The 26,112-nt window shown below is 72.8% G+C and carries 23 protein-coding genes, 1 pseudogene and 1 riboswitch; of the genes and pseudogenes, 12 read left to right on the plus strand and 12 right to left on the minus strand.

Annotated features, from left to right (window positions below):
* Positions 1 to 20: 20 nt before the first annotated feature.
* Positions 21 to 1,298, minus strand: coding sequence for a serine hydroxymethyltransferase (locus ACZ42X_RS25870; protein ID WP_468294636.1), 1,278 nt, complete (start codon positions 1,296 to 1,298; stop codon positions 21 to 23).
* 37 nt (positions 1,299 to 1,335) lie between these two features.
* Positions 1,336 to 1,426, minus strand: a riboswitch (ZMP/ZTP riboswitch).
* Positions 1,427 to 1,532: 106 nt separating this feature from the next.
* On the opposite strand from ACZ42X_RS25870, the gene rocD reads away from it, so the two are divergent.
* On the plus strand, positions 1,533 to 2,735 hold the full coding sequence (gene rocD, locus ACZ42X_RS25875; RefSeq protein ID WP_468294639.1) for an ornithine--oxo-acid transaminase: 1,203 nt from the start codon (positions 1,533 to 1,535) through the stop codon (positions 2,733 to 2,735).
* Positions 2,736 to 2,747: 12 nt separating this feature from the next.
* Here rocD and ACZ42X_RS25880 read toward each other — a convergent pair whose 3' ends face one another.
* The 3 genes from ACZ42X_RS25880 to pdxR form a co-directional block, all read right to left on the minus strand.
* The gene (locus ACZ42X_RS25880) at positions 2,748 to 3,935 is read right to left on the minus strand and encodes a glutathionylspermidine synthase family protein (RefSeq protein ID WP_468294642.1); all 1,188 of its coding nucleotides are present in this window, start codon (positions 3,933 to 3,935) and stop codon (positions 2,748 to 2,750) included.
* 29 nt (positions 3,936 to 3,964) lie between these two features.
* The gene (locus ACZ42X_RS25885; RefSeq protein WP_468294645.1) at positions 3,965 to 4,252 is read right to left on the minus strand and encodes a hypothetical protein; all 288 of its coding nucleotides are present in this window, start codon (positions 4,250 to 4,252) and stop codon (positions 3,965 to 3,967) included.
* Between the two features lie 107 nt (positions 4,253 to 4,359).
* Entirely contained in the window at positions 4,360 to 5,829 is a 1,470-nt protein-coding gene (gene pdxR / locus ACZ42X_RS25890) for a MocR-like pyridoxine biosynthesis transcription factor PdxR (RefSeq protein ID WP_468294648.1), read from the minus strand.
* A gap of 47 nt (positions 5,830 to 5,876) precedes the next feature.
* Between pdxR and ACZ42X_RS25895 the strand changes: the two genes are divergently transcribed.
* The 3 genes from ACZ42X_RS25895 to ACZ42X_RS25905 all read left to right on the plus strand — a co-directional run bounded on the left by ACZ42X_RS25895 (position 5,877) and on the right by ACZ42X_RS25905 (position 7,658).
* Positions 5,877 to 6,377, plus strand: a complete 501-nt coding sequence (locus ACZ42X_RS25895) for a carboxymuconolactone decarboxylase family protein (protein WP_468294651.1) — start codon at positions 5,877 to 5,879, stop codon at positions 6,375 to 6,377.
* A gap of 11 nt (positions 6,378 to 6,388) precedes the next feature.
* Positions 6,389 to 7,168 carry an isocitrate lyase/PEP mutase family protein gene (locus tag ACZ42X_RS25900; RefSeq protein WP_468294654.1) on the plus strand — a complete coding sequence of 260 codons (780 nt, stop codon included), beginning with the start codon at positions 6,389 to 6,391 and terminating at the stop codon, positions 7,166 to 7,168.
* 61 nt (positions 7,169 to 7,229) lie between these two features.
* Positions 7,230 to 7,658: a hypothetical protein gene (locus ACZ42X_RS25905; RefSeq protein WP_468294657.1), complete on the plus strand. Its 429-nt coding sequence runs from the start codon at positions 7,230 to 7,232 to the stop codon at positions 7,656 to 7,658.
* Positions 7,659 to 7,719: 61 nt separating this feature from the next.
* Here ACZ42X_RS25905 and ACZ42X_RS25910 read toward each other — a convergent pair whose 3' ends face one another.
* A complete protein-coding gene (locus ACZ42X_RS25910; protein ID WP_468294660.1) occupies positions 7,720 to 8,190 on the minus strand; it encodes a hypothetical protein in 471 nt (156 codons plus the stop codon).
* Between the two features lie 473 nt (positions 8,191 to 8,663).
* On the opposite strand from ACZ42X_RS25910, the gene ACZ42X_RS25915 reads away from it, so the two are divergent.
* Together ACZ42X_RS25915 and ACZ42X_RS25920 are read left to right on the plus strand one after the other, a co-directional pair.
* A complete protein-coding gene (locus ACZ42X_RS25915) occupies positions 8,664 to 11,636 on the plus strand; it encodes a SpoIIE family protein phosphatase (protein WP_468294663.1) in 2,973 nt (990 codons plus the stop codon).
* Between the two features lie 108 nt (positions 11,637 to 11,744).
* Positions 11,745 to 13,892: a SpoIIE family protein phosphatase gene (locus ACZ42X_RS25920; protein ID WP_468295205.1), complete on the plus strand. Its 2,148-nt coding sequence runs from the start codon at positions 11,745 to 11,747 to the stop codon at positions 13,890 to 13,892.
* A gap of 80 nt (positions 13,893 to 13,972) precedes the next feature.
* On the opposite strand, the gene ACZ42X_RS25925 is transcribed toward ACZ42X_RS25920, so the two are convergent.
* Together ACZ42X_RS25925 and ACZ42X_RS25930 are read right to left on the minus strand one after the other, a co-directional pair.
* A complete protein-coding gene (locus ACZ42X_RS25925) occupies positions 13,973 to 15,361 on the minus strand; it encodes a cellulase family glycosylhydrolase (RefSeq protein WP_468294665.1) in 1,389 nt (462 codons plus the stop codon).
* A 244-nt stretch (positions 15,362 to 15,605) separates the two neighbouring features.
* The gene (locus tag ACZ42X_RS25930) at positions 15,606 to 16,175 is read right to left on the minus strand and encodes a TetR/AcrR family transcriptional regulator (RefSeq protein WP_468294668.1); all 570 of its coding nucleotides are present in this window, start codon (positions 16,173 to 16,175) and stop codon (positions 15,606 to 15,608) included.
* A gap of 108 nt (positions 16,176 to 16,283) precedes the next feature.
* On the opposite strand from ACZ42X_RS25930, the pseudogene ACZ42X_RS25935 reads away from it, so the two are divergent.
* Positions 16,284 to 16,862 (plus strand): annotated as a pseudogene (locus ACZ42X_RS25935) (DUF2867 domain-containing protein); the annotation flags it as partial.
* A gap of 938 nt (positions 16,863 to 17,800) precedes the next feature.
* Positions 17,801 to 18,295 carry a GNAT family N-acetyltransferase gene (locus ACZ42X_RS25940; protein ID WP_468294671.1) on the plus strand — a complete coding sequence of 165 codons (495 nt, stop codon included), beginning with the start codon at positions 17,801 to 17,803 and terminating at the stop codon, positions 18,293 to 18,295.
* A gap of 528 nt (positions 18,296 to 18,823) precedes the next feature.
* Here ACZ42X_RS25940 and ACZ42X_RS25945 read toward each other — a convergent pair.
* Complete coding sequence (locus ACZ42X_RS25945) at positions 18,824 to 18,994, minus strand: ATP-binding protein (RefSeq protein ID WP_468294674.1); 171 nt, start codon at positions 18,992 to 18,994, stop codon at positions 18,824 to 18,826.
* Between the two features lie 142 nt (positions 18,995 to 19,136).
* Between ACZ42X_RS25945 and ACZ42X_RS25950 the strand changes: the two genes are divergently transcribed.
* From ACZ42X_RS25950 to ACZ42X_RS25965, 4 genes are all read left to right on the plus strand, one after another.
* A complete protein-coding gene (locus tag ACZ42X_RS25950) occupies positions 19,137 to 19,340 on the plus strand; it encodes a Scr1 family TA system antitoxin-like transcriptional regulator (protein WP_468294677.1) in 204 nt (67 codons plus the stop codon).
* Positions 19,341 to 19,344: 4 nt separating this feature from the next.
* Positions 19,345 to 19,542, plus strand: a complete 198-nt coding sequence (locus ACZ42X_RS25955) for a DUF397 domain-containing protein (RefSeq protein WP_468294680.1) — start codon at positions 19,345 to 19,347, stop codon at positions 19,540 to 19,542.
* Positions 19,543 to 19,590: 48 nt separating this feature from the next.
* A complete protein-coding gene (locus tag ACZ42X_RS25960; RefSeq protein ID WP_468295208.1) occupies positions 19,591 to 19,995 on the plus strand; it encodes a DUF6193 family natural product biosynthesis protein in 405 nt (134 codons plus the stop codon).
* 73 nt (positions 19,996 to 20,068) lie between these two features.
* Positions 20,069 to 20,569, plus strand: coding sequence for a DUF1203 domain-containing protein (locus ACZ42X_RS25965; protein ID WP_468294683.1), 501 nt, complete (start codon positions 20,069 to 20,071; stop codon positions 20,567 to 20,569).
* A gap of 6 nt (positions 20,570 to 20,575) precedes the next feature.
* On the opposite strand, the gene ACZ42X_RS25970 is transcribed toward ACZ42X_RS25965, so the two are convergent.
* Genes ACZ42X_RS25970 through ACZ42X_RS25985 form a run of 4 tightly spaced genes read right to left on the minus strand, consistent with a single transcriptional unit; the run spans position 20,576 to position 26,103 of the window.
* Entirely contained in the window at positions 20,576 to 21,535 is a 960-nt protein-coding gene (locus ACZ42X_RS25970) for an ABC transporter substrate-binding protein (RefSeq protein WP_468294686.1), read from the minus strand.
* Positions 21,525 to 23,468: an ABC transporter permease subunit gene (locus tag ACZ42X_RS25975; RefSeq protein WP_468294689.1), complete on the minus strand. Its 1,944-nt coding sequence runs from the start codon at positions 23,466 to 23,468 to the stop codon at positions 21,525 to 21,527. Before ACZ42X_RS25975 ends, ACZ42X_RS25970 begins: the two co-directional genes overlap by 11 nt.
* Positions 23,465 to 24,562: a quaternary amine ABC transporter ATP-binding protein gene (locus ACZ42X_RS25980; RefSeq protein ID WP_468294692.1), complete on the minus strand. Its 1,098-nt coding sequence runs from the start codon at positions 24,560 to 24,562 to the stop codon at positions 23,465 to 23,467. Before ACZ42X_RS25980 ends, ACZ42X_RS25975 begins: the two co-directional genes overlap by 4 nt.
* The gene (locus ACZ42X_RS25985) at positions 24,559 to 26,103 is read right to left on the minus strand and encodes a GMC family oxidoreductase (RefSeq protein ID WP_468294695.1); all 1,545 of its coding nucleotides are present in this window, start codon (positions 26,101 to 26,103) and stop codon (positions 24,559 to 24,561) included. The genes ACZ42X_RS25980 and ACZ42X_RS25985 overlap by 4 nt, the downstream gene beginning before the upstream one ends.
* Positions 26,104 to 26,112 lie beyond the last annotated feature (9 nt).

Here is a 26,112-nt window from a genome sequence, read left to right on the forward strand (position 1 = left end):
GACTGGAGGACGGGTGCGCGTCAGACGGGCAGGCCCGGGGCAGGGTGGGCGGCCATCAGGTCGGCGACCTCGGCGCGGATCTTGGCCAGGGAGTCCTCGTCCCCGGTCCGGGCCGCGGTGACGCCCCGGTCGATCCAGTCGGCGACGGCCGCCATGTGCGCGGTGCCCAGCCCGCGCGAGGTCAGCGACGGGGTGCCGATGCGGATGCCGGAGGGGTCGAAGGGCTTGCGGGGGTCGTAGGGGACGGTGTTGTAGTTCACGACGATCCCGGCCCGGTCGAGGGCCTTCGCGGCGACCTTGCCCGGGACGTCCTTGGGCGTGAGGTCCATGAGGATCAGGTGGTTGTCCGTGCCGCCGGAGACGAGGTCGAAGCCGCGGGCGAGCAGCTCGGCCGCGAGGGCCTTGGCGTTGGCGACGACCGCGTGGGCGTAGTCCCGGAAGGAGGGCTGGGCGGCCTCGTGGAGGGCGACGGCGATGGCCGCGGTGGTCTGGTTGTGGGGACCGCCCTGGAGGCCCGGGAAGACCGCCTTGTCGATGGCCTTGGCGTGCTCCTCGCGCGACATCAGCATCGCGCCGCGCGGCCCGCGCAGGGTCTTGTGCGTGGTCGTGGAGATCACGTCCGCGTGGGGCACGGGTGAGGGGTGGGCGCCGCCCGCGATCAGGCCGGCGATGTGCGCGACGTCGGCGACGAGCACGGAGCCCGCCTCCCGGGCGATCTCTGCGAAGGCGGCGAAGTCGATGGTCCGGGGCAGCGCGGTGCCGCCACAGAAGATGATCTTCGGCCGCTCCTTGAGGGCGAGGTCGCGGACCTGGTCGAAGTCGATCAGCCCGGTGTCTTCGCGTACGCCGTACTGCACCCCGCGGAACCAGGTGCCGGTCGCGGAGACGCCCCACCCGTGGGTGAGGTGGCCGCCCATCGGGAGGGCCATGCCCATCACGGTGTCGCCGGGCTGGGCGAAGGCGAGGTACACGGCGAGGTTCGCGGGCGAGCCGGAGTAGGGCTGGACGTTGGCGTGCTCGACGCCGAACAGGGCCTTGGCGCGGCCGACGGCGAGCCGCTCGACCTGGTCGATGTTCTGCTGGCCCTCGTAGTAGCGGCGCCCGGCGTAGCCCTCGCTGTACTTGTTCTGCAGGACGGTGCCGGATGCCTCCAGCACCGCGTCGGAGACGTAGTTCTCGCTGGGGATCAGGCGCAGGGTCTCGGCCTGCAGCCGCTCCTCGGCACCGACCAGCGCGGCCAGTTCGGGATCGGCGGCGGACAGGGCCGGGTGGTGCGGGGGAAGGGAAACGTCGGTCATGGCGTCCTCCTGGGAGGGTCGGCAGCACTCACATCCAACGAGGTCCCCAGGCGGGCGGCACCTCGAGCGGTCTGCCGCGCACGACTCCCCCGGGGTCGCTTCCCCGTACGCCAGTCGCCGTGCGTACGGCCCACCTTAGGGGGCGCGTCGCACGGAGGTTTCCCGGCCCACATCGCGAGCGACGATAGATGTGGGTGTACCCAGGCCCCCAGCCGCAGGACGAACGGAGACCCCGTGTCGAGAACGCAGGACGCGATCGCTTCCGCGGAGGCGCGCAGCGCGCACAACTACCACCCGTTGCCGGTCGTCATCGCCTCGGCGGAGGGGGCGTGGATGACCGATGTCGAGGGGCGCCGCTTCCTCGACATGCTCGCCGGTTATTCGGCGCTCAACTTCGGCCATGGCAACCGGCGGCTGATCGACGCCGCCAAGGCCCAGCTGGAGCGGGTGACGCTGACCTCCCGCGCCTTCCACCACGACCGGTTCGCGGACTTCTGCGAGCAGCTCGCCGACCTGTGCGGCATGGAGATGGTGCTGCCGATGAACACGGGTGCGGAGGCGGTGGAGACCGCCGTGAAGACCGCCCGCAAGTGGGGCTACCGGGTGAAGGGCGTCCCCGACGGCACCGCGAAGATCATCGTGGCGGCGGACAACTTCCACGGCCGGACGACCACCATCGTCAGCTTCTCGACCGACCCGGAGGCGCGCGCGGACTACGGCCCGTACACGCCGGGGTTCGAGATCGTGCCGTACGGCGACGCCACCGCGCTCGAGGAGGCGATGACCGACAACACCGTGGCCGTGCTCCTGGAGCCGATCCAGGGCGAGGCCGGGGTGCTGGTGCCGCCGCCCGGCTATCTGGCCCGGGTCCGCGAGCTGACCCGCGAGCGGAACGTGCTGTTCATCGCGGACGAGATCCAGTCGGGCCTCGGGCGCACGGGCCGGACCTTCGCGTGCGAGCACGAGGGCGTGGTGCCCGACATGTACGTGCTGGGCAAGGCGCTCGGCGGCGGCGTGGTGCCGGTGTCGGCGGTGGTGTCGAGTGCGGCGGTGCTCGGGGTGCACCGGCCGGGCGAGCACGGCTCGACGTTCGGCGGCAACCCGCTGGCGTGCGCCGTGGCGCTGGAGGTGATCGCGATGCTGCGCACCGGCGAGTACCAGCAGCGGGCGGCCGAGCTGGGCGACCACCTCCACCACGAGCTGGGCCTGCTGGTGGGCGGCGGCGCCGTGGAGGCCGTCCGCGGGCGGGGCCTGTGGGCGGGCGTCGACATCGCGCCGCGGCTCGGCACCGGTCGGCAGATCTCCGAGAAGCTGATGGAGCGCGGGGTCCTGGTGAAGGACACCCACGGGTCGACGATCCGGATCGCACCGCCGCTGGTGATCGGCAAGGAGGACCTGGACTGGGCGCTGGAGCAGCTGCGGGCGGTGCTGCGCTGACCGGCGGCGCCCCTACAGGATGACGTGCGGCAGGAAGCGGGCGTACTCGTCCGTGACCAGGCCGGACGACTCCCGGATGCCGAGCCCCGCCGCCTCGTCCTCGACGACCCACGCGCCGAGCACCACGCGGTTGCCGTCGAAATCGGGCAGCGGGGCGAGCTCCTGGTAGCAGCACGGCTCCTCGCGCACCACGGGCTCGCTGCCGGGCTCGTGGAGCGTGACCCCGGCGCCCTCCCGGCCGAGCAGCGGCTTGGCGACGTAACCGGGCCCGGAGGGGGCGGCCAGTTCGCGCGGGCCGTCGAGGTAGGCCGGGAGCAGGTTCGGGTGGCCCGGATACAGCTCCCACAGGATGGCCAGCAGGGCCTTGTTGGAGAGGAGCATCTTCCAGGCGGGCTCGATCCAGCAGGTGGTGCCGGTGCCACCGCCGTTGTCGAGGGTGTCGAGGACGTGCCCGCCGAAGGGGTCGGTCGTCAGCCACTCCCACGGGTAGAGCTTGAAGCAGCTGCGAATGAAGCGCAGCCGGTCGTCCACGAAGCGGCCGGAGAGCCGGTCCCAGCCGATCCGCTCGACCGACAGCGCCTCGGTGTCGAGCCCGGCCTGCTGGGCCGTCTCGCGCAGGTACGCGACGGTCATCAGGTCCTCGCCGAGCTCGTCGCCCTCCGAGTGGACGAAGTGGACCGGGCCCGGCGGCAGCAGCGCGGCCTGCCGCTTCCAGGCGTCGACGAGCCGCTCGTGGAGGGAGTTCCACTGGTCGGCGCCGGGGAAGCGCTCCTCCATCCAGAACCACTGGGGGCTGGCGGCCTCCACGAGCGAGGTGGGCGTGTCGGCGTTGTACTCCAGCATCTTGGCCGGGCCCGTACCGTCGTAGCGCAGGTCGAACCGGCCGTAGAGGGACGGGAGTTCGGCGCGCCGGCGCCAGGACTCGGCGACGAGCCCGGCGAGGCGCGGGTCGGTGATGCCGAGGTCGGCGAAGCGGTCGTGGTCCACGATGTGGGCGGCCGCGGCGAGGCACATGGCGTGCAGCTCCTCGACGACCTCCTCCAGGGCCTCCACCTCGGGGAGCGTGAAGACGTAGTAGGCGCTCTCGTCCCAGTACGGGCGCAGGGAGCCGTCGGGGAAGCGGGTGAGGGGGTAGACGAGCCCCTGCTCCTCGACCGTCCGCTGCCAGTCGGGGCGCGGCTCGATGGTGAAACGCTTCATCGGTGACCTCGTGCCCTCGTGCCCCGGGCTCAGCCGCCGCCGGAGCCCGAGCAGCCGAAGCCGCCGCGCTCGACGGCCGACTTGTCGAAGCTGCCGCCGGAGACCTTGCCGTTGCTGACGGAGCCGCCGTAGTAGTACGTGCCGCCGGTCGAACCGCCGCTGCCGCCCTTGCCGCTCTCGCACTCGTAGCTGGGGAGCTTCTCGCGCGTGACCGGGTCGACGCAGCGCTTGTCCGGCTCAGAGCCGCAGGACGTCAGCGTCGCCGCGAGCACCCCCATGCCGCCGAGCACGACCGTGCTCGACCTCAGCCTGCGCATGCGCCCACCCTCTCGTCGTCCGTTTTCGTCGTCCGTCAACACGACCATGGACGGCACAGATTAGAGGGCGGTTCCCGCGCCGGAGAGGGCGGGTCCGGGAACGGTGCTCACGGCAGCACGCGGCACAGCGCGTCCAGCGCGCCGGCCCACGCGCTGTCGGTCGGCGTCCCGTATCCGACGACCAGCCCGTCCCGGGTGCGCTCGACCCCCGGGTGCCGGAAACCGTCGAGGCCCTGGAGGGCGAGGCCCTGCCAGGCGGCGGCCTGGACGACGGACCGTTCCGTGCCCGGCGGCAGTTCGAGCACGGCGTGGAGCCCGGCGGCGATGCCGCTGACGCGGATGTGCGGGGCCCGTTCGGCGAGCGCCGCCACGAGCTGGTCGCGCCGGCGCCGGTAGCGCAGCCGCATGGACCGCACGTGCCGGTCGTACGCGCCCGAGGAGATGAACTCCGCGAGGGTGAGCTGGTCCAGCGCGCCGGACGCCCAGTCGATGGGGCCCTTCGCCTCCGCCACCTCGCCCACCAGCGCTTCGGGCAGCACCATCCACGCCAGGCGCAGCCCCGGCGTCAGCGACTTGCTCGCCGTGCCGAAGTAGACCACCCGCTCCGGGTCGAGGCCCTGCAGGGCGCCGACCGGTTGCCGGTCGTACCGGAACTCGCCGTCGTAGTCGTCCTCCAGGATCAGCGCGCCGGCGCGCCGCGCCCAGTCGACGGCCGCCGCGCGCCGCGCGGGCGGCAGGGCACCGCCCAGCGGGAACTGGTGGGCGGGCGTGATGAGGACCGCGCCCTGGGTGCCCAAGGTGTCGGTACGGGTGCCCTGTTCGTCGAGGGACAGCACGGAGGTGCGCAGTCCGGCGTCGGCGAGGAGGCTCCAGTGGACGTCGAGGCCGTACGACTCGACCGCGACGTCCCGTACGCGGCGCCCGCGCAGCACCTTGGCCATCAGCATCAGCCCGTGGACGAAGCCGGAGCAGATCACGATCCGGTCCGGGTGGGCGTGGACCCCGCGCGCCCGGGCGAGGTAGTCGGCGAGGACGGTGCGCAGCTCGGTCCGGCCACGCGGGTCGCCGTAGCCGAAGGCTTCGTGCGGGGCGGCCGTCAGCGCACGGCGCGCCGCCTTGAGCCACTCGCCGCGCGGGAAGGAGCCGAGGTCGGGCGTGCCGGGGTGGAGGCTGTGGAGGGGGCCCCGCCGGGGCCGGGCCGGTGGCCGGGCGGACGGGCGCGGCGCCGGTGCGCGGCCCTGGTCGCCGCCCGCCGGCGCGGGTGCGGGCGCGGGCAGCCGGCGCGGGGCGGCGCGGCGGGCGACGCGCGTGCCGGAGCCCTGGCGAGCGGTCAGCCAGCCCTCGGCGACGAGTTCGGCGTACGCGTCGGCGACCGTGTTGCGGGCGATGCCCAGGTCGGCGGCGAGCGAGCGGGACGACGGCAGCCGGGTGCCGGGGGCGAGACGTCCGGTGCGCACGGCGTCGCGCAGCGCGTCCATGAGTCCGGCGCGCAGCCGGGGGCCGCGCAGCTCCAGGTGTAGGTCGGCGCCGACGGTGACACGGGCGGCTGTCGCCGCATTGGCCCAGGGATCCGTCATGGAAATGGACCATACCCCCGCGCCATCGGGCCCGTACGGTCACTGTCATGACGACGAACGACGCCAAGGACTACGCCCCCGCACACACCCCGCGCCTGGACTGGGCCACGCACGCGCCCGAGGTCTACAAGGCCATGGTCCGGCTGGACGCGGCGAGCCGCCGGGGCCTGGACGCGGACCTCCTGGAACTGGTCAAGATCCGCGCCTCGCAGCTCAACCGCTGCGCCCTCTGCCTCGACATGCACGCGAAGGACGCGCTGGCGGCCGGCGAGTCGGTGGAGCGGATCGTCCAGCTCGCCGCCTGGGAGGAGTCGCGGCACTTCTACACCGAGAAGGAGCTGGCCGCGCTCGAACTGACCGAGGCGGTCACGGTCCTGACGGACGGCTTCGTACCGGACGAGGTCTACGCGAAGGCGGCCGAGCACTTCGAGGAGGCCGAACTGGCGCAGCTCATCGCGGCGATCACGGTCATCAACGCCTGGAACCGCTTCGGCGTGGCCACCCGCCAGGTCCCGGGTCACTACACCCCCGGCCAGTTCAGCCACTGAGGACGACGGCCGTGAACCTTTCACAGCCGTCGCCGTCGGCGCCGTCGCAGCCGTCCCCGCAGTCACCCGTCGCCGCGTTCCGCGCCCTCCACCATGACCGCGCCCCCGGCGACCCGCTGGTCCTGCCGGGCCCCTGGGACGCGGCAAGCGCCCGCGCCTTCGAGGCGGCCGGCTTCCCGGCCCTGGCGACGCCGAGCGCGGGGGTCGCGGCGTCGCTCGGGTACGAGGACGGGGCCACGCCCGCGGACGAGATGTTCGCCGCGGTGTCCCGGATCGCCCGGTCGGTGTCCGTCCCGGTCTCGGCGGACATCGAGGGCGGCTACGGCCTGCCGCCGAAGGAGCTCGTGGCACGCGTGCTGGAGACGGGCGCGGTCGGCGTGAACCTGGAGGACAGCGAGGCGGGCGCGCTCAAGGACCCGCACCGGCACGCCGAGTGGCTCGCGGAGGTACGGGCGGAGGCGGGCGAAGCGCTCTTCCTCAACGCCCGCGTCGACACGTACGTACGCGGCCTGACGGGCGCGGCGGCCCTGGCGGACGCGATCACCCGCAGCCGCCTGTACGCCGAGGCGGGCGCCGACTGCGTCTACCCGATCCTCGTCCCGCCCGAGCACCTCCGGTCGCTCAGCGCCGAGATCACGGCACCGGTCAACGCCCTGTCCAAGCCGGACGGCCCGCCCCCCGCGGAGCTCGGCCGCCTGGGCGCCACCCGCGTCACCTTCGGTCCGGGGCTGCTGCACCGCACGCTGGCGGAGGTGCGGCGGATCGCGGAGGAGGTACGGGACGGGAGCTAGGGACCCGAGCCGGAGGGTGCCGTCGGCTTGATCAGCCGGCCTTCCAGCTAGGGTGCAGGCCATGGACGGCCGCGTGTACGTGCCCTGGTTCTCGGTTGGGGAAGCCGACGAGGACACGTTCGAGACGCTGGATGGCGCATGGCGCACGTTCGTGTCCGTACTACGCGAGCGGGCCGTCACCTGGCCCTGTGACCCCGACGACACCCTCATCCTTCGCCCCGACGAGACAGGATTCGCGCACCTGCTGGCCTTGCTCTATGTGGTGACGCCTGGAACCGATGCCCTTTCCCATGTCTTCGGTGCGTTCTTCGACGGGCAAGGCGTGCTCGGCACCGAACTCCACGACCAGATGTACATTCCCCTCCAGGGGTCTGTGGTGGGGAGACTCCACGTGGCCGGTTCACCCGGACGATGCGCGGAACGGACTGCGGACTGGTTCGAACGCATTCTGCAGGGCCAGGCCGGCAACCTGGCCGCCCCGACGTCGTGATCTGGCTGTCCCCGTCTCCACACCGACCTCACCGGCAACATCACGATCTACAGCTGGAGTACTAGGCCTCAGGGTCGGCGGAAGTGCGTGTGTAGTGACATGAGTAGGGATAGGGGTCCCCGCCGTCCGCGTGGACGGTCCCGTCCATCCACAGCTTTCCGCGCTCCAGATAGAACGCCAGAAACTGGTGGTCGTTGTGATTCTTGAAACTAAGCACCAGATAAGGCGTCAGGCCGGGGTCGTTGTTGACCCCATGCCATTTCCCGTCGCTTGAACGGCGTGTCACCTGCGAGTCCGGCCCGGGACCGTCCCACTGGACCGGAAAGTCCTTGCTGGAGAAGGTGTAGTCGTCGCGTAGCCGGACGATCGGCGATCCGCATTCCCCCTCCCCGTCCCACCGGCCGACCAATTCGGCATGAGTGACGGCCTTCGGAGTGGGGGCGGGTTTGACCGTCCCGCAAGCGGACGGGGCGAATCCCATCATGGTGGCGGTCGCGAGGCTTGCACCCGTGCGAAGTATGTCGAATGGCACGCTGTCTGCTTCCAGCCGTTGGATGGCGCCCAGTATGCCGGTCGACGATCCGAACGAGAGGGCCCAGGGGTGTCTGGTTCTGCCGGACCCGGGTGCCGGTGGCGAGCCTCTCCGGACCGTTCTGGGACCGGCATGTCGGCACTCCGTCCACAGGGACCCCTCCATGACCACGGAACGCATCGGTCCGTCGCGTACGACCCGACGGGCGCGACGCCCTGCGGGCGTCGGCGGGCCTGCCCAGCGGGCCGGTCACGCCCGCGTTGTTCACCAGGCCGGTGACCGCCCAGCGCGGCCGCGGCGGTGTCGAACAGCCTCTCCACGTCCGCCTCGACGGAGGTGTCGGCCGCCGCGGCTGCCGCCGGTGACGACGGTGACCGGACGCGGTTGGTTCGTCGGGTGTTCCATGGCTCCGCCTGTGATCATGGCTTCGGCCGACGTTAGCACCGCACCATTTGCCCGATTAACCTAGTTTTGTGGACTCGTATCCGACCCGCAGTGGCGGAGTGCGCGCGGAGATCCTCGCCTCCTGGGAGCGATCGCAGTCGCTGGGCATCGACACCGAGGGCGTGGCGCTGCCGGTGGAGGGCGACCTGGATCCCGACTCGCGGTTGATCAGGGCCGCCACGCCGGTGCTGGAGGGGCTGTGCCGCCGGTTTTCCGGGCTGCCGGTCACCGTGGCGCTGGCCGACGCCCGCGCGAACATCGTGGAGCGGTGGGGCGACCCCGTGGGGCTGGAGCTCATGAACGAGGCCTCGCTGGTCACCGGCGCCAACGTCGACGAGCGCTTCATGGGCACCAGCAGCGTCAGCATGGTGCTGAGCACCCGCTCGCCGTTCGTGGTCGTCGGCCACGAGCACTTCCTGCACAACCTCAAGTCCCTGACCTGCATGGCGGCCCCGGTGTTCGACCCCGTGGGCGGTACGGTCCAGGGCGCCGTCAACCTCTCCGTCCCCGAGTCGCTCGCCGAGCCGGGCATGGCCGTACTGCTCCAGGACGCCACCGACCGCATCGCCGAGCGGCTGCTGGAGCTGAGCTCCGCGAAGGAGCGCGACCTCATGCGCTCCTTCCTCCGGGAGCGGGAGCGCGGCGCGCACGCCCGCCTCGACCTGCATTCCGGCGAGCTGGCCGGGCCCGGCGGTGAGGCGCCCCGGCTGGCCCGCCGGGAGCGGCTCGCCCTGCTGGAGGCCGCGGTCCAGCTGATCTCCTCGAACGACGAGTCCTTCGCGGAGGTCACCCTGGCGGGCGGCCGCGTGGCCGCGCTGCGCCGCAGGCAGCTGCGCCACGGCGACGCGGAGGGCGCGGCGGTCGAGGTCAGCTTCCTCCCCGACGTACGGCGTACGTCGCTGCCGATGACGATGACGACTGCGGCGACGGCTACGACGACGGGCTCCACCGGTACGACCGCCACGGCCACCCGTGCGCCCATGGCGACCGCTCCCGACGGGCGGGAGGTGCCGCTGCTCCACCGGCCGCCCGCCCCCGCCGGTCCACCGGAGCCGCAGGGGCCGCCCCCGCCGCACGAGCCGTCCGGCGCTGCCGCGGGAGGCCGTCCGGACGCGTGGCTCCTGCTCGTGGGCGACCCGGGCGTCGGCCGCCTCGCCGCCGAGGCCCGCCGGCGGCTGGGCCTCCTCAACGAGGCCGGCGTACGCGTCGGCACCACGCTCGACATGCGGCGCACCGCCGAGGAGCTGGCCGAGATCGCGGTACCGCGCTTCGCCGACCTGGTCGTGGTGGACCTCGTCGACGGCGTGCTGGCGGGCGAGGAGCCCCCGCCGGGCCCGCTGGCCCCGGGCGCGGGGCTGTGCCGTACCGCCGCCTGGACGGCCGAGGACGCCGCCGGGGACACCGCCGGGGACACCGGGCAGGCCACCGGGACCGGGGGCCACGACTCCGCTCGGGGCGTCGGCCGGCCCGTCCACTACGCGCCCGGCACCCCGCAGGCCCGCTGCCTGCGCACCGGGCGGCCGGTCGCCGACTCGGTGCCCGCGGCGGCCGCGGCGGCCGCCTCCGTGGGCGGCGCCCACCCCGTCGAGCTCCTCGGCGAGGGCGTGCACTCCTACCTGGGCGCCCCGCTGTGCGCCCGGGGCGCCATCCTCGGGCTGGCGGGGTTCTACCGCCGCGGCCGGGACAGGCCGTACGAAGAGGACGACCTCACCCTGGCGGGCGAGCTCGCGGCCCGCGCCGCGATCAGCGTGGACAACGCCCGCCGCTTCAGCCGCGAGCGCACCGCCTCCCTCACCCTCCAGCGCAGCCTGCTCCCCCGTGACCTGCCCCGGCTGACCGCCGCCGAGCTCGCCTTCCGCTACCTGCCCGCCGACACCGGCACCGGGGTGGGGGTGGGCGGTGACTGGTTCGACGCGATCCCGCTGTCCGGGATGCGGGTGGCGCTGGTCGTCGGCGACGTGGCCGGGCACGGCCTGCAGGCGGCGGCGACCATGGGCCGCCTGCGTACCGCCGTACGCACCCTGGCCGGGCTGGACCTGCCGCCCGAGGAGGTCCTGGCCCACCTGGACGAACTGGTCGGCCGCGCCTCCGGGACGCCGTCGGACCCGCCATCGGACCCCGCCTCGGTGGAGGACCCGGAGCCGGACCCCGCCATGGCGGCGACCTGCCTGTACGCGGTGTACGACCCGGTGTCGTGCCGCTGCACGGCCGCCAGGGCCGGGCATCCGCCGCCCGCCGTGGTGTCACCGGACGGCACGGCCCGCCTGATCGACCTGCCGGCCGGCCCGCCGCTCGGACTCGGCGGGCTCCAGCCGTACGAGTCCGCCTCCGTCGACCTCGCGCCGGACAGTCTGCTGGCGCTGTACACCGACGGCCTGCTCAAGGAGGAGCGCGGGTACGAGGTCTCCGACGCGCGCACGGACCGGCTGCTGGCCGCGCTGGGCGACCGGGACGGCTCGCTGGACCGGACCTGCGACCGGATCACGGACACCCTGCTGCCCGACGGGCCCCGCGACGACGTGGCCCTGCTGCTGGCGCGGGTACGCGCGCTCCCCGAGGACCGGGTGGCCTGCTGGGAGCTGCCCGCCGACCCGTCGGTGGTGGCCGAGGCCCGTTCGCTCGTACGCCACCAACTCATCGACTGGGACCTGGCGCACCTGGAGTTCACCACGGGACTGGTGGTGAGCGAGCTGGTGACCAACGCCGTGCGGTACGGCGGTGCAGGGCCGGTGGCGCTGCGGCTGCTGCGCGACGGGACGCTGATCTGCGAGGTGTCCGACCACAGCAACTCCTCCCCACGCATCCGGCGCGCCGCCACCACCGAGGAGGGCGGCCGCGGACTGTTCCTGGTGGCGCAGTTCACCAAGAGCTGGGGCGCCCGCTACATGCCGCAGGGGAAGACGGTGTGGGCGGAGCAGGTCGCGCATACCGAACGCCGGGCGACGCCGGAGGCAGAGGCGGACGAGCATGCGCTGCTGGACATGTTCGACGACCTGGGCTGAGCCCGGGGCAGGCCCGGACAGTGCCGGGAGGACCCCGTGAACGCGGACCCGGCCGCGGACCCCGCCGCGGCGCTGGACTCGGCGCTGGACGCGGCGCTCGGCGAGACCATGCGCCGTACCGGCGCGTCCATCGGCGCCTTCTACCTGCTGCGTCCCGAGGAGCAGGTGCTGCACCTGGTCGTGGTGGGCGGTGTGCCCGCCGAGCTGGTCGGGCCGTGGACGCGGGTCGCGACGGCCGCCCCGGCGCCGGTGGCGGACGCGGTCCGGGAGAACCGCCTCGTCTGGGTCGGGGGACAGGAGGAGATGGCCCGTACGTATCCGCGGACCGCGGTGGCGCTGCCGTACCCGCTGGCGCTGGCCGCCGTGCCCGTCACCGGCGACCGCTGCTGGGGTGCGCTGCTGCTGATGTGGCCGGGGAACCATCCGCCGCGCACGACGCGGCGCGAACGCGGCCACATCGCCTCCAGCAGCCGCCGGCTGGCCCGGCTGCTGGACGAGGCCGCGGACGCCGGCCGCCCGGTGACGCCACCCGAACGGCCGCGCGTCCTGGCCACCCCGGAGACCACGTCCCGGCCGACCGCACCGGAACCGGCGGCACCCCAACCCGCCCTCGCCGCCGCCGACTTCGCGGAGCGGCTGCCCGAGGGCTGCTGCGGGCTGGACCTCCAGGGGCGGGTGACGTACCTGAGCACCCGGGGCGCCGAGCTGCTCGGGCGCGGCGCCGAAAGCCTGCTGGGCACCATGCCGTGGCAGTCGCTGCCGTGGCTCGACGACCCGGTGTACGAGGACCGCTACCGCGCGGCGGTCCTGAGCCGCCGGCCCGTGTCGTTCACGGCGTGCCGCCCGCCCGACCGGTGGCTGGACTTCCGGCTGTACCCGGACGCGAGCGGCATCAGCGTACGCATCACCCCGTCGCGCACCGGGCCCCGTCCGGCGGCCGGCCCCACACCCGACAGCACGCCCGAGACCACGCCCGAGACCCCGCCGGGCCGGGAGCCCGGCCCGGACCCCGACCAGTCACTCCCGGCGGCGGCACCGGCGCGGGCGGGGCAGCTGTACCAGCTGATGCACCTGGCGGCCACGCTCACCGAGGCCGTCGGGGTGCAGGACGTGGTGGACCTGGTCGCCGACCAGATCATGCCGGCCTTCGGGGCGCACGGCCTGGTGCTGTCCACCGCCGACTCCGGCCGCCTGCGGATCACCGGCTCGCGCGGGTATCCGCAGCACGTCATCGAACGCCTCGACGGCCTCCCCCTCGACACGCGCCTCACCCCGGCGGGGCGGGCCCTCGCCACCGGTGTGCCGTCGTTCTTCACGCACCCCGACGACATGGCGCGCATCTACCCGCAGGCGCCGCTGATCAGCGGCAAGCAGGCGTGGGCGTTCCTGCCGCTGATCATCTCCGGCCGCCCGGTCGGCATCTGCGTCCTGACGTACGACCACCCGAGGCCCTTCCCCGCCGAGGAGCGCGCCGTCCTCACCTCCCTCGCGGGGCTGATCGCGCAGGCGCTGGACCGGGCGCGGCTGTACGACACCAAGCACCAGCTCGCCCACGGCCTCCAGCAGGCCCTGCTGCCCCACACGCTGCCCGCCGTCACGGGCCTGAGCGTCGCCGCCCGCTACCTGCCCGCCACCCGGGGCATGGACATCGGCGGCGACTTCTACGACCTGATCCGCCTCGACTCCACCACGGCGGCGGCCGTCATCGGCGACGTCCAGGGCCACAACGTCTCCGCCGCCGCGCTCATGGGCCAGGTCCGTACGGCCGTCCACACCCACGCGACCGCCGGCGCGGCACCCGACGAGGTACTGGCCCGCACCAACCGCCTGCTCCTCGACCTCGACCCGGGGCTGTTCACCACCTGCCTGTACGCCCACCTCGACCTCGGCAACCGCCGCGCCCACCTGGTCAGCGCGGGCCACCCGCCCCCGCTGCTGCGCCGGCCGGACGGCCCCGCCCGCCCCCTGGACGTGCCGCCGGGCCCGGTCCTCGGCGTCGTGCCGGACGCCGCGTACCCGGTGACGGACATCCCGCTCCACCCTGGCACCCTGTTGGCCCTCTACACCGACGGCCTGGTCGAAGCCGCCGGCACGGACATCGAGGTCGCCATCACCGAAGTCGCGGCCCACCTCGACGAACAGGCCGCGGAGGAGGACCTCGAGCAGGTCATGGCCGCGCTCCTCCACCACGCCCGGCCCACGCACCACCGCACCGACGACATCGCGCTGATGCTGCTGCGGGCGACGGGGGCGTGAGCGGTTAGCGCCGCTGCCGGGACGGGGCTCCGGTGGTCGGCCGGAGCCCCTCTCGTGCCTCCGGTCAGCTGGTCAGCTGGTCAGCTGGTCGGGAAGGCGTCGGGGGTGCTGATGCGGCTCTTCATCAGCGCCCCGGACTCGGTCAGGACACCGCTGCTGGAGTAGTCCGTGCCGTTGCAGGTGCCGGGTTTGAAGGCGGCGCTTCCCTCGTTGGCGTCGGAGTACGTCCAGTTCGCGTAGCCGATCTTGTGCTGGTCGAGCAGGTCCAGCCAGGCCTTGCTGCTGGCCTGGTCCACCGCTCCGCCGCCGGTGTAGGTCACCGTGCCGAACTCCGTGACGAACAGCGGCAGCTTCGTGGCCGCCCGGCTCACCGCGGCGCGGTAGGTGTCCTGGTGGCTCGCCGCGTAGAAGTGGAACGCGTACATGATGTTGGTGGCGTTGACCGGGTTGTTGACGACCTCGGTCTCGTTGGAGCCGTCCGAGACGCCGAGCGAGGACCAGCCGCGGGTGCCGACGATGACGACGGCGTCGGGGTCGGCGGCCCGGATCACCGGGATGACCTGCTCGGCGTAGCTCTTGATGGCGGCCCAGCTCACGCCGTTGGGCTCGTTGGCGATCTCGTAGATGACGTTCTTCTTGCCGGCGTTGCGGGTGGCGACGGACTTGAAGAACGTCTTCGCGCGCTCCAGGTTGTAGTTGGGGTCACCCGGCGTCAGGGTGTGGAAGTCGATCATGGCGTACATGCCGCGCGCCTCGGCCATGTCGACGAGGCTGTTGACGCGGGCGGTGAAGCCCGCCGGGTCGGTCTCGTAACCGCCCTCCTGCACGTACATGGCGACGCGGAACAGGTCCGACTTCCAGTCCTTCGCCAGCGCGTCCAGGGATGCGTTGTTGTAGCACTTACTGAACCACTGGATGCCGTGGGTGCTCATGCCCCGCAGCTGGATGGGGCGGTTGTACTGGTTGCAGAGGTTCACACCGCAGACGTGGAGCTGTCCGTTGATGCCCACGGGGGTGCCGGTGCCCGGGTTGGGATCCGGGTCGGGCGGGGGTTCCTCGCCTCCGACGGAGCCCGTACAGGCCACGCCGTTGAGCGTGAACGCCGTGGGCTTGGGGTTGGCGCCGGTGAACGAGCCCGTGAATCCCAGGTCGGTGGCCGCGCCGGTGGCCAGGGTGCGGTTCCAGTCGACGCCGGCGGCGCTGACGGTGGAGCCGGACTGCGACCAGGTGGCGTTCCAGCCCTGGACGACCTTCTGTCCGGCGTCCGGCAGGGTGAACTTGAGCGTCCAGCCGGTGACGGGGGCGCCCAGGTTGGTCACCTTCACCCCGGCCTGGAAGCCGCCCTGCCACTGGTTGACGACCGTGTAGTCGACCTTGCAGCCGGTGGCGGCGGCGGCCGGCGGGCTGGCCAGTGCGGTGAGACCCAGGGCCGTCGCGCAGGTGGCGAGTAAGGCCACAAAGCGTTTCATCGCGTTCCTCCTCGTGCGAAGCGGATACGAGCACGATGGGAGCGCTCCCAAAACCCATCGGCCCGGACGGTACACCGGCGCGGCGATGCGCGTACAGGCATGCGACCGGGGAATTCGACGGGGATTCGACGGACGGCCGGCCGCCTCGCGGGGGATTCCGGCCGTGGGCGACTTCTCCTGAGCGGCCCGGACTTACGCGGTCAAGCGCCGGCGGATGCCGGGCTCCGTCAGCGCACCCGCACGCTCACGCGCGGCCTGGCGCAGGCCGGTCGAGCAGCAGGTCGGCGGCGCGGGCGAGGACCTCGGCCCGGGTGCGCTCGCCGTGGTCGGCGGCGAGGAAGTTCTCACCGATCGCCACGCAGAAGGCGAGCAGGCTGCGGGCCTCGACCTCGTCCGCATCGGAGCAGAAGGTGCCGATCATCTGGCGCAGCAGCGCCATGCGCGCGTTGTCGACCCTTCGCAAGCGCTCGGCGACCGCCTCGTCGCGCCGGGCCCAGTCGCGGATCGCCAGATCGATGGGCAGCAGACGGTCGTTGGAGAAGGTGAGTGCGCCCGCCCGCTGGATCTTGGTCTTGGGGTCGCCGCCCTCGCGCTCGACGCGGTCGAGCACCTCATCGACACTCTCCCGCTCCCAGGCGTCCAGCATCGCCTCGAGCAGCGCGCCGCGGTCGGCGAAGTACCCGTAGAAACCGCCCTTCGTCACGCCGATCCGCTTGGCCAGCGCCTCGACGCGAACGGCATCCGGGCCACCTTCGGCCAGGGCCTGCAGCCCTTCCTCGATCCACCTGCCACGCGGCGTGCGAGGAGCTCCCACGACGTGTCCCACCTCACCACTCCAGGAAATATACGGTGCCGTATAAGTCTACTAGGCTCGCTTATACGCACCCGTATATGTCCCACGACAGCGAAGGCGGTAGTGGCAATGAGGCTTCCGGAAGCAGCCCACACCGATCAGCCGTGGCGGATCCACGAACTCACCCGGGACTTCCGACTGGAGGACGTGTGGTCCTACCGCACGCCTGGCGCCGGACCCGACGACTTCCCCACGATGCTCGCCGCGATGGAGGCGGCCGACGGACCCGGGAGCCAGTCCCCCCTGGTCCGGTTCCTCTTCGCGGTGCGCTGGAAGCTCGGCGCCCTCCTCGGCCTGGACAAGCCCGAAGCGGGTATCGCGGCACGGGTTCCGTCGCTGCGCGACCGCCTGCCGCGTGACCTCCGCGCGGTGCCTGCCGGCTCTGCACTCGGTCCGCTCACCCCGGTGTACGGGCTCGACGACGAGTGCGCCCGCGAACTGGCGAACAAGACCGTGCACACGATCATGCACCTCGGATGGGTGCCGACCGCGAGCGGCGAGCACGAGCTGCGCATGGCGGTCCTCGTGAAGCCCAACGGCCTGATGGGCCGGCTGTACATGGCCGCCATCGCGCCGTTCCGCCGTCTCATCGTCTACCCGGCGCTGACCCGGCAATGGGAACGCGCCTGGCAGGAGCGCGGGGGCCCGGTTCACGAAGGCGGCAGCCCGGAAACCGTCGACAGCGCCGTATGGAAGGGCAACGTCCCGGCGTCGGTGCTCGCCCCCAGTTCCTTGCCCGACGCAGACTATGCCGACCTCTTCACCCTCACCGCGGACGCCGAGGCGAGCCCGGAGGAGTGGGCCCGGGCGATGTTCGGCGACGTGCCCAGCCTCCCGGCACGAGTGATCTGGCGTGGCCTGCTCGGTCTGCGGCTCAGCCGGGGGCGATCGCCGGAGACCGTGGCCGGCTGGCGGCTCGCCGAGCGTGGCGAAGACTGGGTCAGGCTCGAGGCGGCGTCGTGGTTCCTCAGCGGCAACCTCATCGTCCGGGCGGTCGAGGGGCGGGTGTCCCTGGTGACGGTCCTGCGCTATGAACGGCTGCTCGGCCGCATCATCTGGACGCCGTCTTCCGCCCTCCACCGCCGACTGACACCCGGGCTGCTCCGCGACGCGGCGGCGAAGATCCGGGCACGCCGGCCCGGCACCGGCTCGCCCTCGTAGGCAGAGGAATCCGCCCCTGCGGCCGATGCCGAAGTCCCTCCCTCCGCCCCGGCGGCAAGGCGCCTCCACGGCAGTATCTCCGCGGCGGGGCCGCCTGCGTGGTGGGCGTGGTACGGGTGCGGGCTACGCCCCGGGGAGTCAGGCGCCCGCGTGCGGGTGAGGGCGAGCGGTGGACGTGCGTGGGCGGCGCAGGCGCGCCGCCGGGCGGCGGGTGTGTGGTTGGCTGCGCGGCAGCGGAATGGGGGGTCCCGGGTCGGCTCAGCGGCTGCGGCCCGTGGGCGGCCGGGTTCAGGACCTCGCTTCTGCCCGGTGGGTGCGACCACCAGGGCGCCTAGGACTCCAGTCGTAGATCGTCATGTGCCCTGGTCTTGGAGCTGTCTGCAAAACCAGGTGGCCTCAACGGACCATCTGGGTAAGGTCGGGCAATGCCCATGCTGAAGCCGCTGCATGCCGGCCACGCCCCGGCGGTCCTGGCCTTCGAGCTGGCGAACCGCGCCTACTTCGCTGCCTCGATCTCCGACCGCGGCGACGACTTCTTCGACCAGTTCACCGACCGGTACAACGCCTCGCTGGCCGAGCAGGAGGCCGGCATCTGCGCCTTCTACGTGCTCGTCGCCGAGGACGGCTCGGTACTCGGCAGGTTCAACCTGTACGACTTGGAGGACGGCACTGCCAGACTCGGCTACCGGGTCGCGGAGCGGGTCGCCGGCCGCGGCGTGGCGACCGCGACCGTCCGGGAGCTGTGCCGGATGGCGACAGCGCGGCACGGCCTGCGCACACTGCGGGCGGCCACCTCCCACGACAACGCCGCGTCCCAGAAAGTTTTGGCCAAGGCCGGGTTCGTCCCGGTTGGCCCTGCCACCCCGGCCGATCTCGGCGGCAAGTCAGGCACCTGGTACCAGCGCGACCTCCAGCCATAGACCTTGATCTTGCTCGTGGGTCGGCTGCGGGAAGGCTGCAGCCACCGCTTCGTGGGCCACCGGGCCTGGCTAGACGATCCCAAGGACAGCTGGTCGGTATGACCCCTGACCGGTGAGCCTGAGCGCAAAGAGCGCCCCCCGTACGGCCCGAGCGGCTGTACGGGGGGGCGTTTGGCCATGGGTGCCGTGACCCCAGCCCCGGCCACCAGCCTGCGCCCCGGCCCGCCACCGGGCAGCAGTCGCCGAACCGGCCCGGGCCGCCCCATTCCAATGCCGCGCACCACCACCCACACACCCGCCGCCCGGGAACGCAGCCCCGCCACAAACAGACCTGCGCCGGGGCCCGCCCCCCGGGGCCGCCCTCCGCGTGTGAAAAGGCGGGTGGAGGCGGCCCGTCAAGGGTGGCCGAAGGCCATCGGCGCAGCCGACGCGCAGCGCCCTTGACGGGGCGACGGAGACCGCCACACTCGGAGCGAGGGCGGCCCGCACCGCGACCCACCGCAGTCGGCCCGCCCAGAGGGCCAAGCCTCAGCCCTCCGGTACCGAGACCAGCTCCGCCCACACCGTTTTGCCGACCGTGAGCTCCTCCACGCCCCACCGAGCCGCGACGGACTCGACGATCATCAGCCCGCGTCCGAACTGCTGCTCAGCGCAGGTCGTTCGCGGTGTCGGCAACCGCTCGCCCTTCGGGTCTGTCACCGCGACCCGAAGGGCAGCCCCAGTGAGGAAGTCCCGTACGAGCCGCGCCACACGGCGCCTGGCAGCCAGTACGGAAGCCAGCCGGGGCCGGTAGCGCCTCCGGCTTCAGGTACTGCCGTACCTGGCCGGTGCACACGCTGGGATGGCGGGCGCGTTCAGCGTCATGTCGTTCGCCGACTCCGGCGCGATGGAAGTGGTTCACCTCGACACACCCTCCTCTAGCCTGTGGCTGGAGAGCGAGCAGGACGCTGCGCACCACGCGGTCATTTTCGACCGAGCCGCTCGTCAGGCACTCGCGCAGACCGACTCCCGGTCGCTCATCAGGCGCGTCATGGAGGAGAGCTAGACAAGTGAGCCGCTTCGAGTTCGTAAAGTCGTCCTATAGCACCGCCGGTGGCGAGTGCGTCGAGGTCGCCCTCAACGTGTCCGGCGCCGTCGCCGTACGGGACTCCAAGGCTCCCGACGGCCCCATACTCGGCGTCGCGCCCACCGCGTGGGCTGCGTTCACCGAGGGGCTGGGGTACGGGCCTTCCCCCGTGTTTGGGTAGTTCGCGTCCGGCGTTCCCGCCGCGACCGATCGGCCGTCCCCCCGCATGATGGGGACCGTGAACAGGGATGCAGCGGGCGACGCAGTCGTCGAAGCGGGCTGGCAGAAAGTACGGGACGACGGGCGCGTACGGCCCCAACTGTTGGAAGCGGCGTACGCAGAACCCCGCCTCCGCCGGCTGTTCCCCTGGACCGGGATGGGGGAACTGCACTTCAGCCGCTGCACCGGGCAACGGTGGACCTGGGACATCCCCTACATCCAGCCCGTCCTCGGAGGCACTTACTGGGTCTCCGGCCCCCTCCGCAGTGAGACGGTGGGTCCCGCGGCTACAGCGCAGGAGGCGATCGCCATGGTCGTTGAGCGCCTGCCGGCCGGGTGCGGTCCCGCCTTCGTGGGCACCCCCGAGGAACTCGCGGCCCACGAAGCCGCGGCGCAGTCGACGGATGAAGGCTGAAGGCCGCTCCACTCGGCCATGCGACGTCCGATTCCCGCCAGCGTCCTGAGGCGGGGCCTCCGATGCTGGAGGCATGACCACCACCTACGAAGTGCGCGCCATCCCACCCGCCGTCCTGCGGGAGTTGCGCGCGCGGGATGACGTCGGGATCACGCGCGAGGCCGTCGCCGACACGGAGGGCGGGGCCCCGCTGCGCTGCTGTCTGCGGCACAGCGAGGCCGGGGAGCGGCTGCTGCGCGTGGCGTACGCGCCCCTGCGGCGCTGGGCGGTGGAGAGCGGGGCCGAGCCGGGGGCGTACGACGAGTGCGGGCCCGTGTTCGTCCACGCCGAGGAGTGCGCGGGGCCGGCCCCGGGCGGGGGCTATCCGGTGGAGATGCACGGCGCGCTGCGGGTGCTCCGGGCGTACGACGCGGGCGGGCGCATCCTCGGGGGCACGCTCCTGGAGCTTCCCCAGGAGCGTGCCGGCGAGGTGGAGCACGCGCTGCGCGAGGTGTTCGCCGACCCGGCGGTGGCGCTGGTCCACATCCGGGCCGTGCTGTTCGGCTGCTTCATGGCCGAGGTGCGCCGCCGGTGACCGGCGTTACGGAAGCCACGCCCGCCACGTCGGCTCGTTCGCCTTGACCCACTTCTCGGCGGCCTCCTCCGGCGACAGCTTCTCCTCGGCGATCATCAGCGCGACGTCGTTCTGCGCCTCCGTCGTCCAGCGGAAGTTCTTCAGGAAGGCGGCCGCCTCCCCGCCCTTCCGGGCGAAGTCGGCGTTGAGGAACTTCTGCAGCGGCGTGTGCGGGTACGCGCAGGCGACCTTCTCCGGGTCGGCGTCGCAGCCCTCCTTGTACGGGGGCAGCTTCACCTCCGTCATCGGGACCTTCTCGAAGAGCCACTGCGGCTTGTACCAGTACGTCAGGAAGGGCTTCTTCTCCTTGGCGAACTGCTTGATCTGGGTGATCTGCGCCGCCTCGGAGCCCGCGAAGACGACCTTGTAGTCCAGGCCGAGGTTCTTCACGAGCGCCTTGTCGTTCGTGACGTACGACGGGGAGCCGTCGAGCAGCTGGCCCTTGCCGCCGCTCTCCGCCGTCCGCAGCTGGTCGGCGTACTTGTTCAGGTTCTTCCAGTCGGTGACGTCCGGGTGGGCCTCGGCGAAGTACGTGGGGACGTACCAGCCGATGTGGCCGGTCACGCCGAGGTCGCCGCCGCGTACGACGGTCTTCTTGTCGTCGACGTACCGCTTCTCCTCCTCCGGGTGGCCCCAGTCCTCCATGAGGGCGTCGACCCGGCCCTGGCTGAGCGCGTCCCAGGCCGGCACCTCGTCGATCTGGACGGTGTCGACGCGGTAGCCCAGCTCGTGTTCGAGGAGGTACTTGGCGACGGCGACGTTGGCCTGCGCGCCCACCCACGAGGGGACGGAGAGCGTGACCGTCTTCGCGCCCCGGGCGGCGGCGTACGGGGACGCCTGCTTGGTCATGTCCGCCGCGCCGCACGCCGTCAGGGGCAGCAGGGTCAGGGCGGCGATCAGGGGGGCCATCACGCGCTTACGCAGCATGTCCGGCCTCCTTTCCGGTCGGCTGGGTCACCCGGTCGAGCATCAGGCCCAGGCATACGATCGCCGCGCCCGCGACCAGGCCGGTCGCCAGGTCGCCCTGCGCGAGGCCGAAGACGACGTCGTAACCGAGCGCCCCGCCGCCCACCAGGCCGCCGATGATGACGACGGCGAGGACGAGCACGACGGCCTGGTTCACGGCCAGCAGCAGCGCGGGCCGCGCGAGCGGGAGCTGGACCTGGCGCAGCTGCTGCCAGCCCGTCGCGCCCAGCGACCGCGCCGACTCCAGCGCCACCGGGTCGACGCCCCGCAGGCCCTGCGTGGTGATGCGGACGACGGCGGGCAGCGCGTACACCACGGCGGCGGCGACCGCCGGGGCGCGGCCCACGCCGAAGAGCGCCACCACCGGGATGAGGTAGACGAACTGCGGCATCGTCTGGAAGACGTCCAGGACCGGGCGCAGACAGCGTTCGACACGCGCACTGCGCGCGGCGGCGACCGCGACGACGAAGCCCAGCACGAGCGTGACCGCCACGGCGGCGAGCACCTGCGACAGCGTGTCGAGGGACGCGTCCCAGACGCCGAGCACCCCGATGGCGGCCATCGCGGTGACGGCCGTCAGCGCCGTGCGCCAGGTGCCGACCAGCAGCGCCAGCACGCCGACCAGCAGCAGGAGGGTCCACCAGGGCAGGGCCTGGAGGCCGTCGCGGACGGGGTCGAGCACCCAGTGGGTGAAGTGGCCCGCCCAGTCGGCCGTGCCGCCGACGACGGGGACGCCCGAGTAGAGGTGGGCGGTCATCCAGTCGACGGCCCGGTTGACCGGCCCCGCGATGTCGAGGTGCCACGCCGCGGGCCAGCTGAGCCCGCCGGCCAGCCGGCCGGTCACGGCGGCGGCCACCACGCCCACCGCGCAGGCGGCCCACTCGCGGCGGCCGCCGGCCCTGGAACGCGCGCCCGTCGCCGTACGGTCCATCACCACGGCCAGCAGCACGATCGGGATGCCCGCGGCGAGCGCGGCACCGACGTCGACGGAGGCGAGCGCCTGGTAGACGCGGTCGCCGAGGCCGCCGGCACCGATGACGGAGGCGATGACCGCCATGGACAGCGCCATCATGATCGACTGGTTGACGCCGAGGAGCAGCTCCTTGCGCGCCAGCGGGAGGCGCGCGGTGAACAGCCGCTGCCGCCCGGTCGCGCCGAGCGAGGCGGAGGCTTCCAACACCCCCGCGTCGGCGCCGCGCAGGCCCAGCGCGGTGAGGCGGGCCATGGGCGGGGCGGCGTAGACGACGGTCGCGAGGACGGCCGCCGGTACGCCGATGCCGAAGACGAGGACGACGGGGAGCAGGTACGCGAACGCGGGCAGCACCTGCATGGTGTCGAGCACCGGCCGCAGCGCCCGGTACGTACGGTCCGAAAGACCGGCCGCGAGGCCGAGCAGCGCGCCGAGCGCGACGGACGCGGCCACGGCGACGACCATCAGGGCGAGGGTCTGCATGGTGGGCACCCACATGCCGAGCAGCCCGCACACGGAGAACGCGCCGACGGCGGTGAGCCCGAGGCGCAGGCCCGCGACGCGCCAGGCGATGACGCCCGCGGCGGCGGTGACACCGGCCCATCCGGCGGCGAGCAGCACGAGGTAGACGGCGCGCACGGAGAGGACGACGGCGTTGCTGATGTGCCCGAAGAAGTAGAGGAACAGGGGGTGGCTGTCGCGGTGGTCGATGATCCAGTCGCTGGTCGAGCCGAGCGGGCCGGAGAGGTCGACTTCGAGCGCGGCGGGCCAGCTGCCGCCGCCCGCGAGGACGGCGCCGAGCGGGAGGACGACGAGCGCGGCGGCCAGCGGCCAGTACCTGCGGAGGAGGCGCACGGCGGTCGGCAGCCGGGACTGCCGCTCACGCTCGGTCCGGTGGACGGGGGTGGTGACGGCTGCGGTCATGCCGCCGCCTTCCGCCCGGCGGCGGGGTCATTCGTGGGTGCCGCCTCGCCGGTGGGGATTCCCGCCACCACCGACAGCAGGTCCTTGTGGTCCACGACCCCCACCCACCGGCCGCCGTCGACGACCCGCACCGGGCCGCCGCTGCGGGCGACCGCCTCGATGGCCTCGGAGACGGTCGCGCCCGGGGCGACGGCCGCCGCCGACTCGGTGGCGCCGTCGGCGTCGCAGGGCGGCCGCATGGCGGTGCGTACCGTCATCACCTGCTCGCGCGGCACATCGCGCACGAAGTCGCGGACGTACGCGTCGGCGGGCGCGCCGACGATCTCCTCGGGCGTGCCGAGCTGCACGATGCGGCCGTCGCGCATCAGGGCGATGCGGTCGCCGAGGCGCAGCGCCTCGTTCAGGTCGTGGGTGATGAAGACCATCGTGCGGCCCTCCTCGCGGTGGAGGCGTACCACCTCCTCCTGCATGTCGCGCCGGATGAGCGGGTCCAGCGCGCTGAACGGCTCGTCGAAGAGCAGCACCTCGGGGTCGACGGCGAGGGCGCGGGCGAGGCCCACGCGCTGCTGCTGTCCGCCGGAGAGCTGGGCGGGCGTGCGGTCCTCCATGCCCTCCAGGCCGACCTTGGCGACGACCTCGGCGGCCTTGGCGCGGCGCTCGGCGCGCGCGACGCCCTGGATCTCGAGGCCGTAGGCGACGTTGTCGAGCACCGTGCGGTGCGGCAACAGGCCGAAGTGCTGGAAGACCATGGCGGCGCGGTGGCGGCGCAGTTCGCGCAGCCGGTTCTTGTCCATGGCCGTGACGTCCTCGCCGTCGATGGCGACGGTGCCGGAGGTCGGCTCGATGAGCCGGGTCAGGCAGCGGACGAGGGTGGACTTGCCGGAGCCGGAGAGGCCCATGACGACGAAGACCTCGCCCTTGCGCACGTCGAAGGAGACGTCGCGGACGGCGGCGGTGCAGCCGGTGCGCTCGCGCAGCTCGGCGGCGGGCAGGGCGGCCAGCTCGGGCGAGCCGGGTATGCGGTCGGCCTTGGGGCCGAAGACCTTCCACAGGCCCTGGACGGAGAAGACGGGGGTACTCGCAGGAGTGCTCATCGGGCGTCACCTCGCAGCAGATCGGCGGCCTTCTCCCCGACCATCAGCACGCCGATCATCGGGTTGACGGCCGGGATGGTCGGGAAGACGGACGCGTCGGCGATCCGGATGCCGTCCAGGCCCCGGACCTTCAGGTCGGGGGCGACGACGGCGAGTTCGTCGCCCTCGGCGCCCATGCGGCAGGTGCCGGCCGGGTGGTAGACGGTGTGCGCGACCTGCCGGGCGTACGCGCTGAGCTCCTCCTCGTCGGTGACCTCCGGCCCGGGGCAGACCTCGCGCTTGAGCCAGCCGGCCAGCGGCTCGGTCTTGGCGATCTCGCGCGCGAGGCGGATGCCGTCGACGAGGGTGCGGCCGTCGTAGTCGTCCTCGTCCGTGAAGTAGCGGAAGTCGAGGGCCGGCTTGACCTCGGGGTCGGCGCTGGTGAGGTAGAGGCGCCCGCGGCTGCGCGGCTTGGGGATGTTCGGCGTCATCGACACGCCGTGCGCGGGGCGTTCGTAGCCGAGGCGCTCGGGGTTGTCGGTGAAGGGGATCTGGTAGAAGTGGAACATCAGGTCCGGACCCGGCGACTGCGGGTCGCGGCGGACGAAGAGCCCCGCGTCGCTGTCCATGGCGGAGTTCTCGGGGATGGGCCCGTGGGTCTCCCAGACGATGACCGACTCGGGGTGGTCGAGGAGGTTCTCGCCGACGCCCGGCAGGTCGTGCACGACCGGGATGCCCAGCTTCTCCAGGTCGGCCTTGGGGCCGATGCCGGAGTGCAGCAGCAGCCGGGGCGTGTCCACGGCACCGGCGCAGACGACGACCTCGCGACGGGCGGTGACGAGCCGCTCCTCGCCGTCCTTCGTACGGACGTGGACACCGCGTGCGGTCGTACCGTCGAGCTCCAGCCGGTACGCCCAGGTCTCCAGCATCAGGTGGAGATTGGGCCGCTCGTCCATGACCGGGTGGAGGTACGCGACCGACGCCGACGAGCGCTTGTTGGTCTCCGGGTGGTAGGCGAGGTCGAAGAAGCCGACGCCCTCGTGGAAGGGCTTCTCGTTGAAGCCCTCGACGCGCGGGACGCCGAGCGCGGCCTGAGCGGCGTCGACGAAGTCGCGGGCGATGGCGTTCCGGTCCTTCTCGTCGACCGACACGATGTTGTTGAGGAGCTTGTCGTAGTACGGGTCCATGGCGGCCGCGTGCCAGCCCTCGGCACCCGCCTCCTCCCACTCGTCCCAGTCGGACGGCAGCGGCTTGAAGGAGATGAGGGTGTTGTGGGAGGAGCAGCCGCCCAGCACGCGGGCGCGGCTGTGCCGGATGTGGGAATTGCCGCGTGGCTGCTCGGTGGTGGGGTAGTCGTAGTCCAGGTCGCCGCCGAGGAGGCCCATCCAGCGGCGCAGGGTGAGGACGTCGGGGCGGTCGACGTCGCTGGGGCCGCCCTCGATGACGGCGACCGTGACGTCGGGGTCGGCCGTGAGGCGGTGCGCGATCACGGAACCGGCGGTCCCGCCGCCGACGATGACGTAGTCGTACTCGTGGTCGTACGCGTGGGTGTCGGTGTTCACAAGGTTCTC

Source organism: Streptomyces sp. NPDC030862 (genome assembly GCF_055571835.1).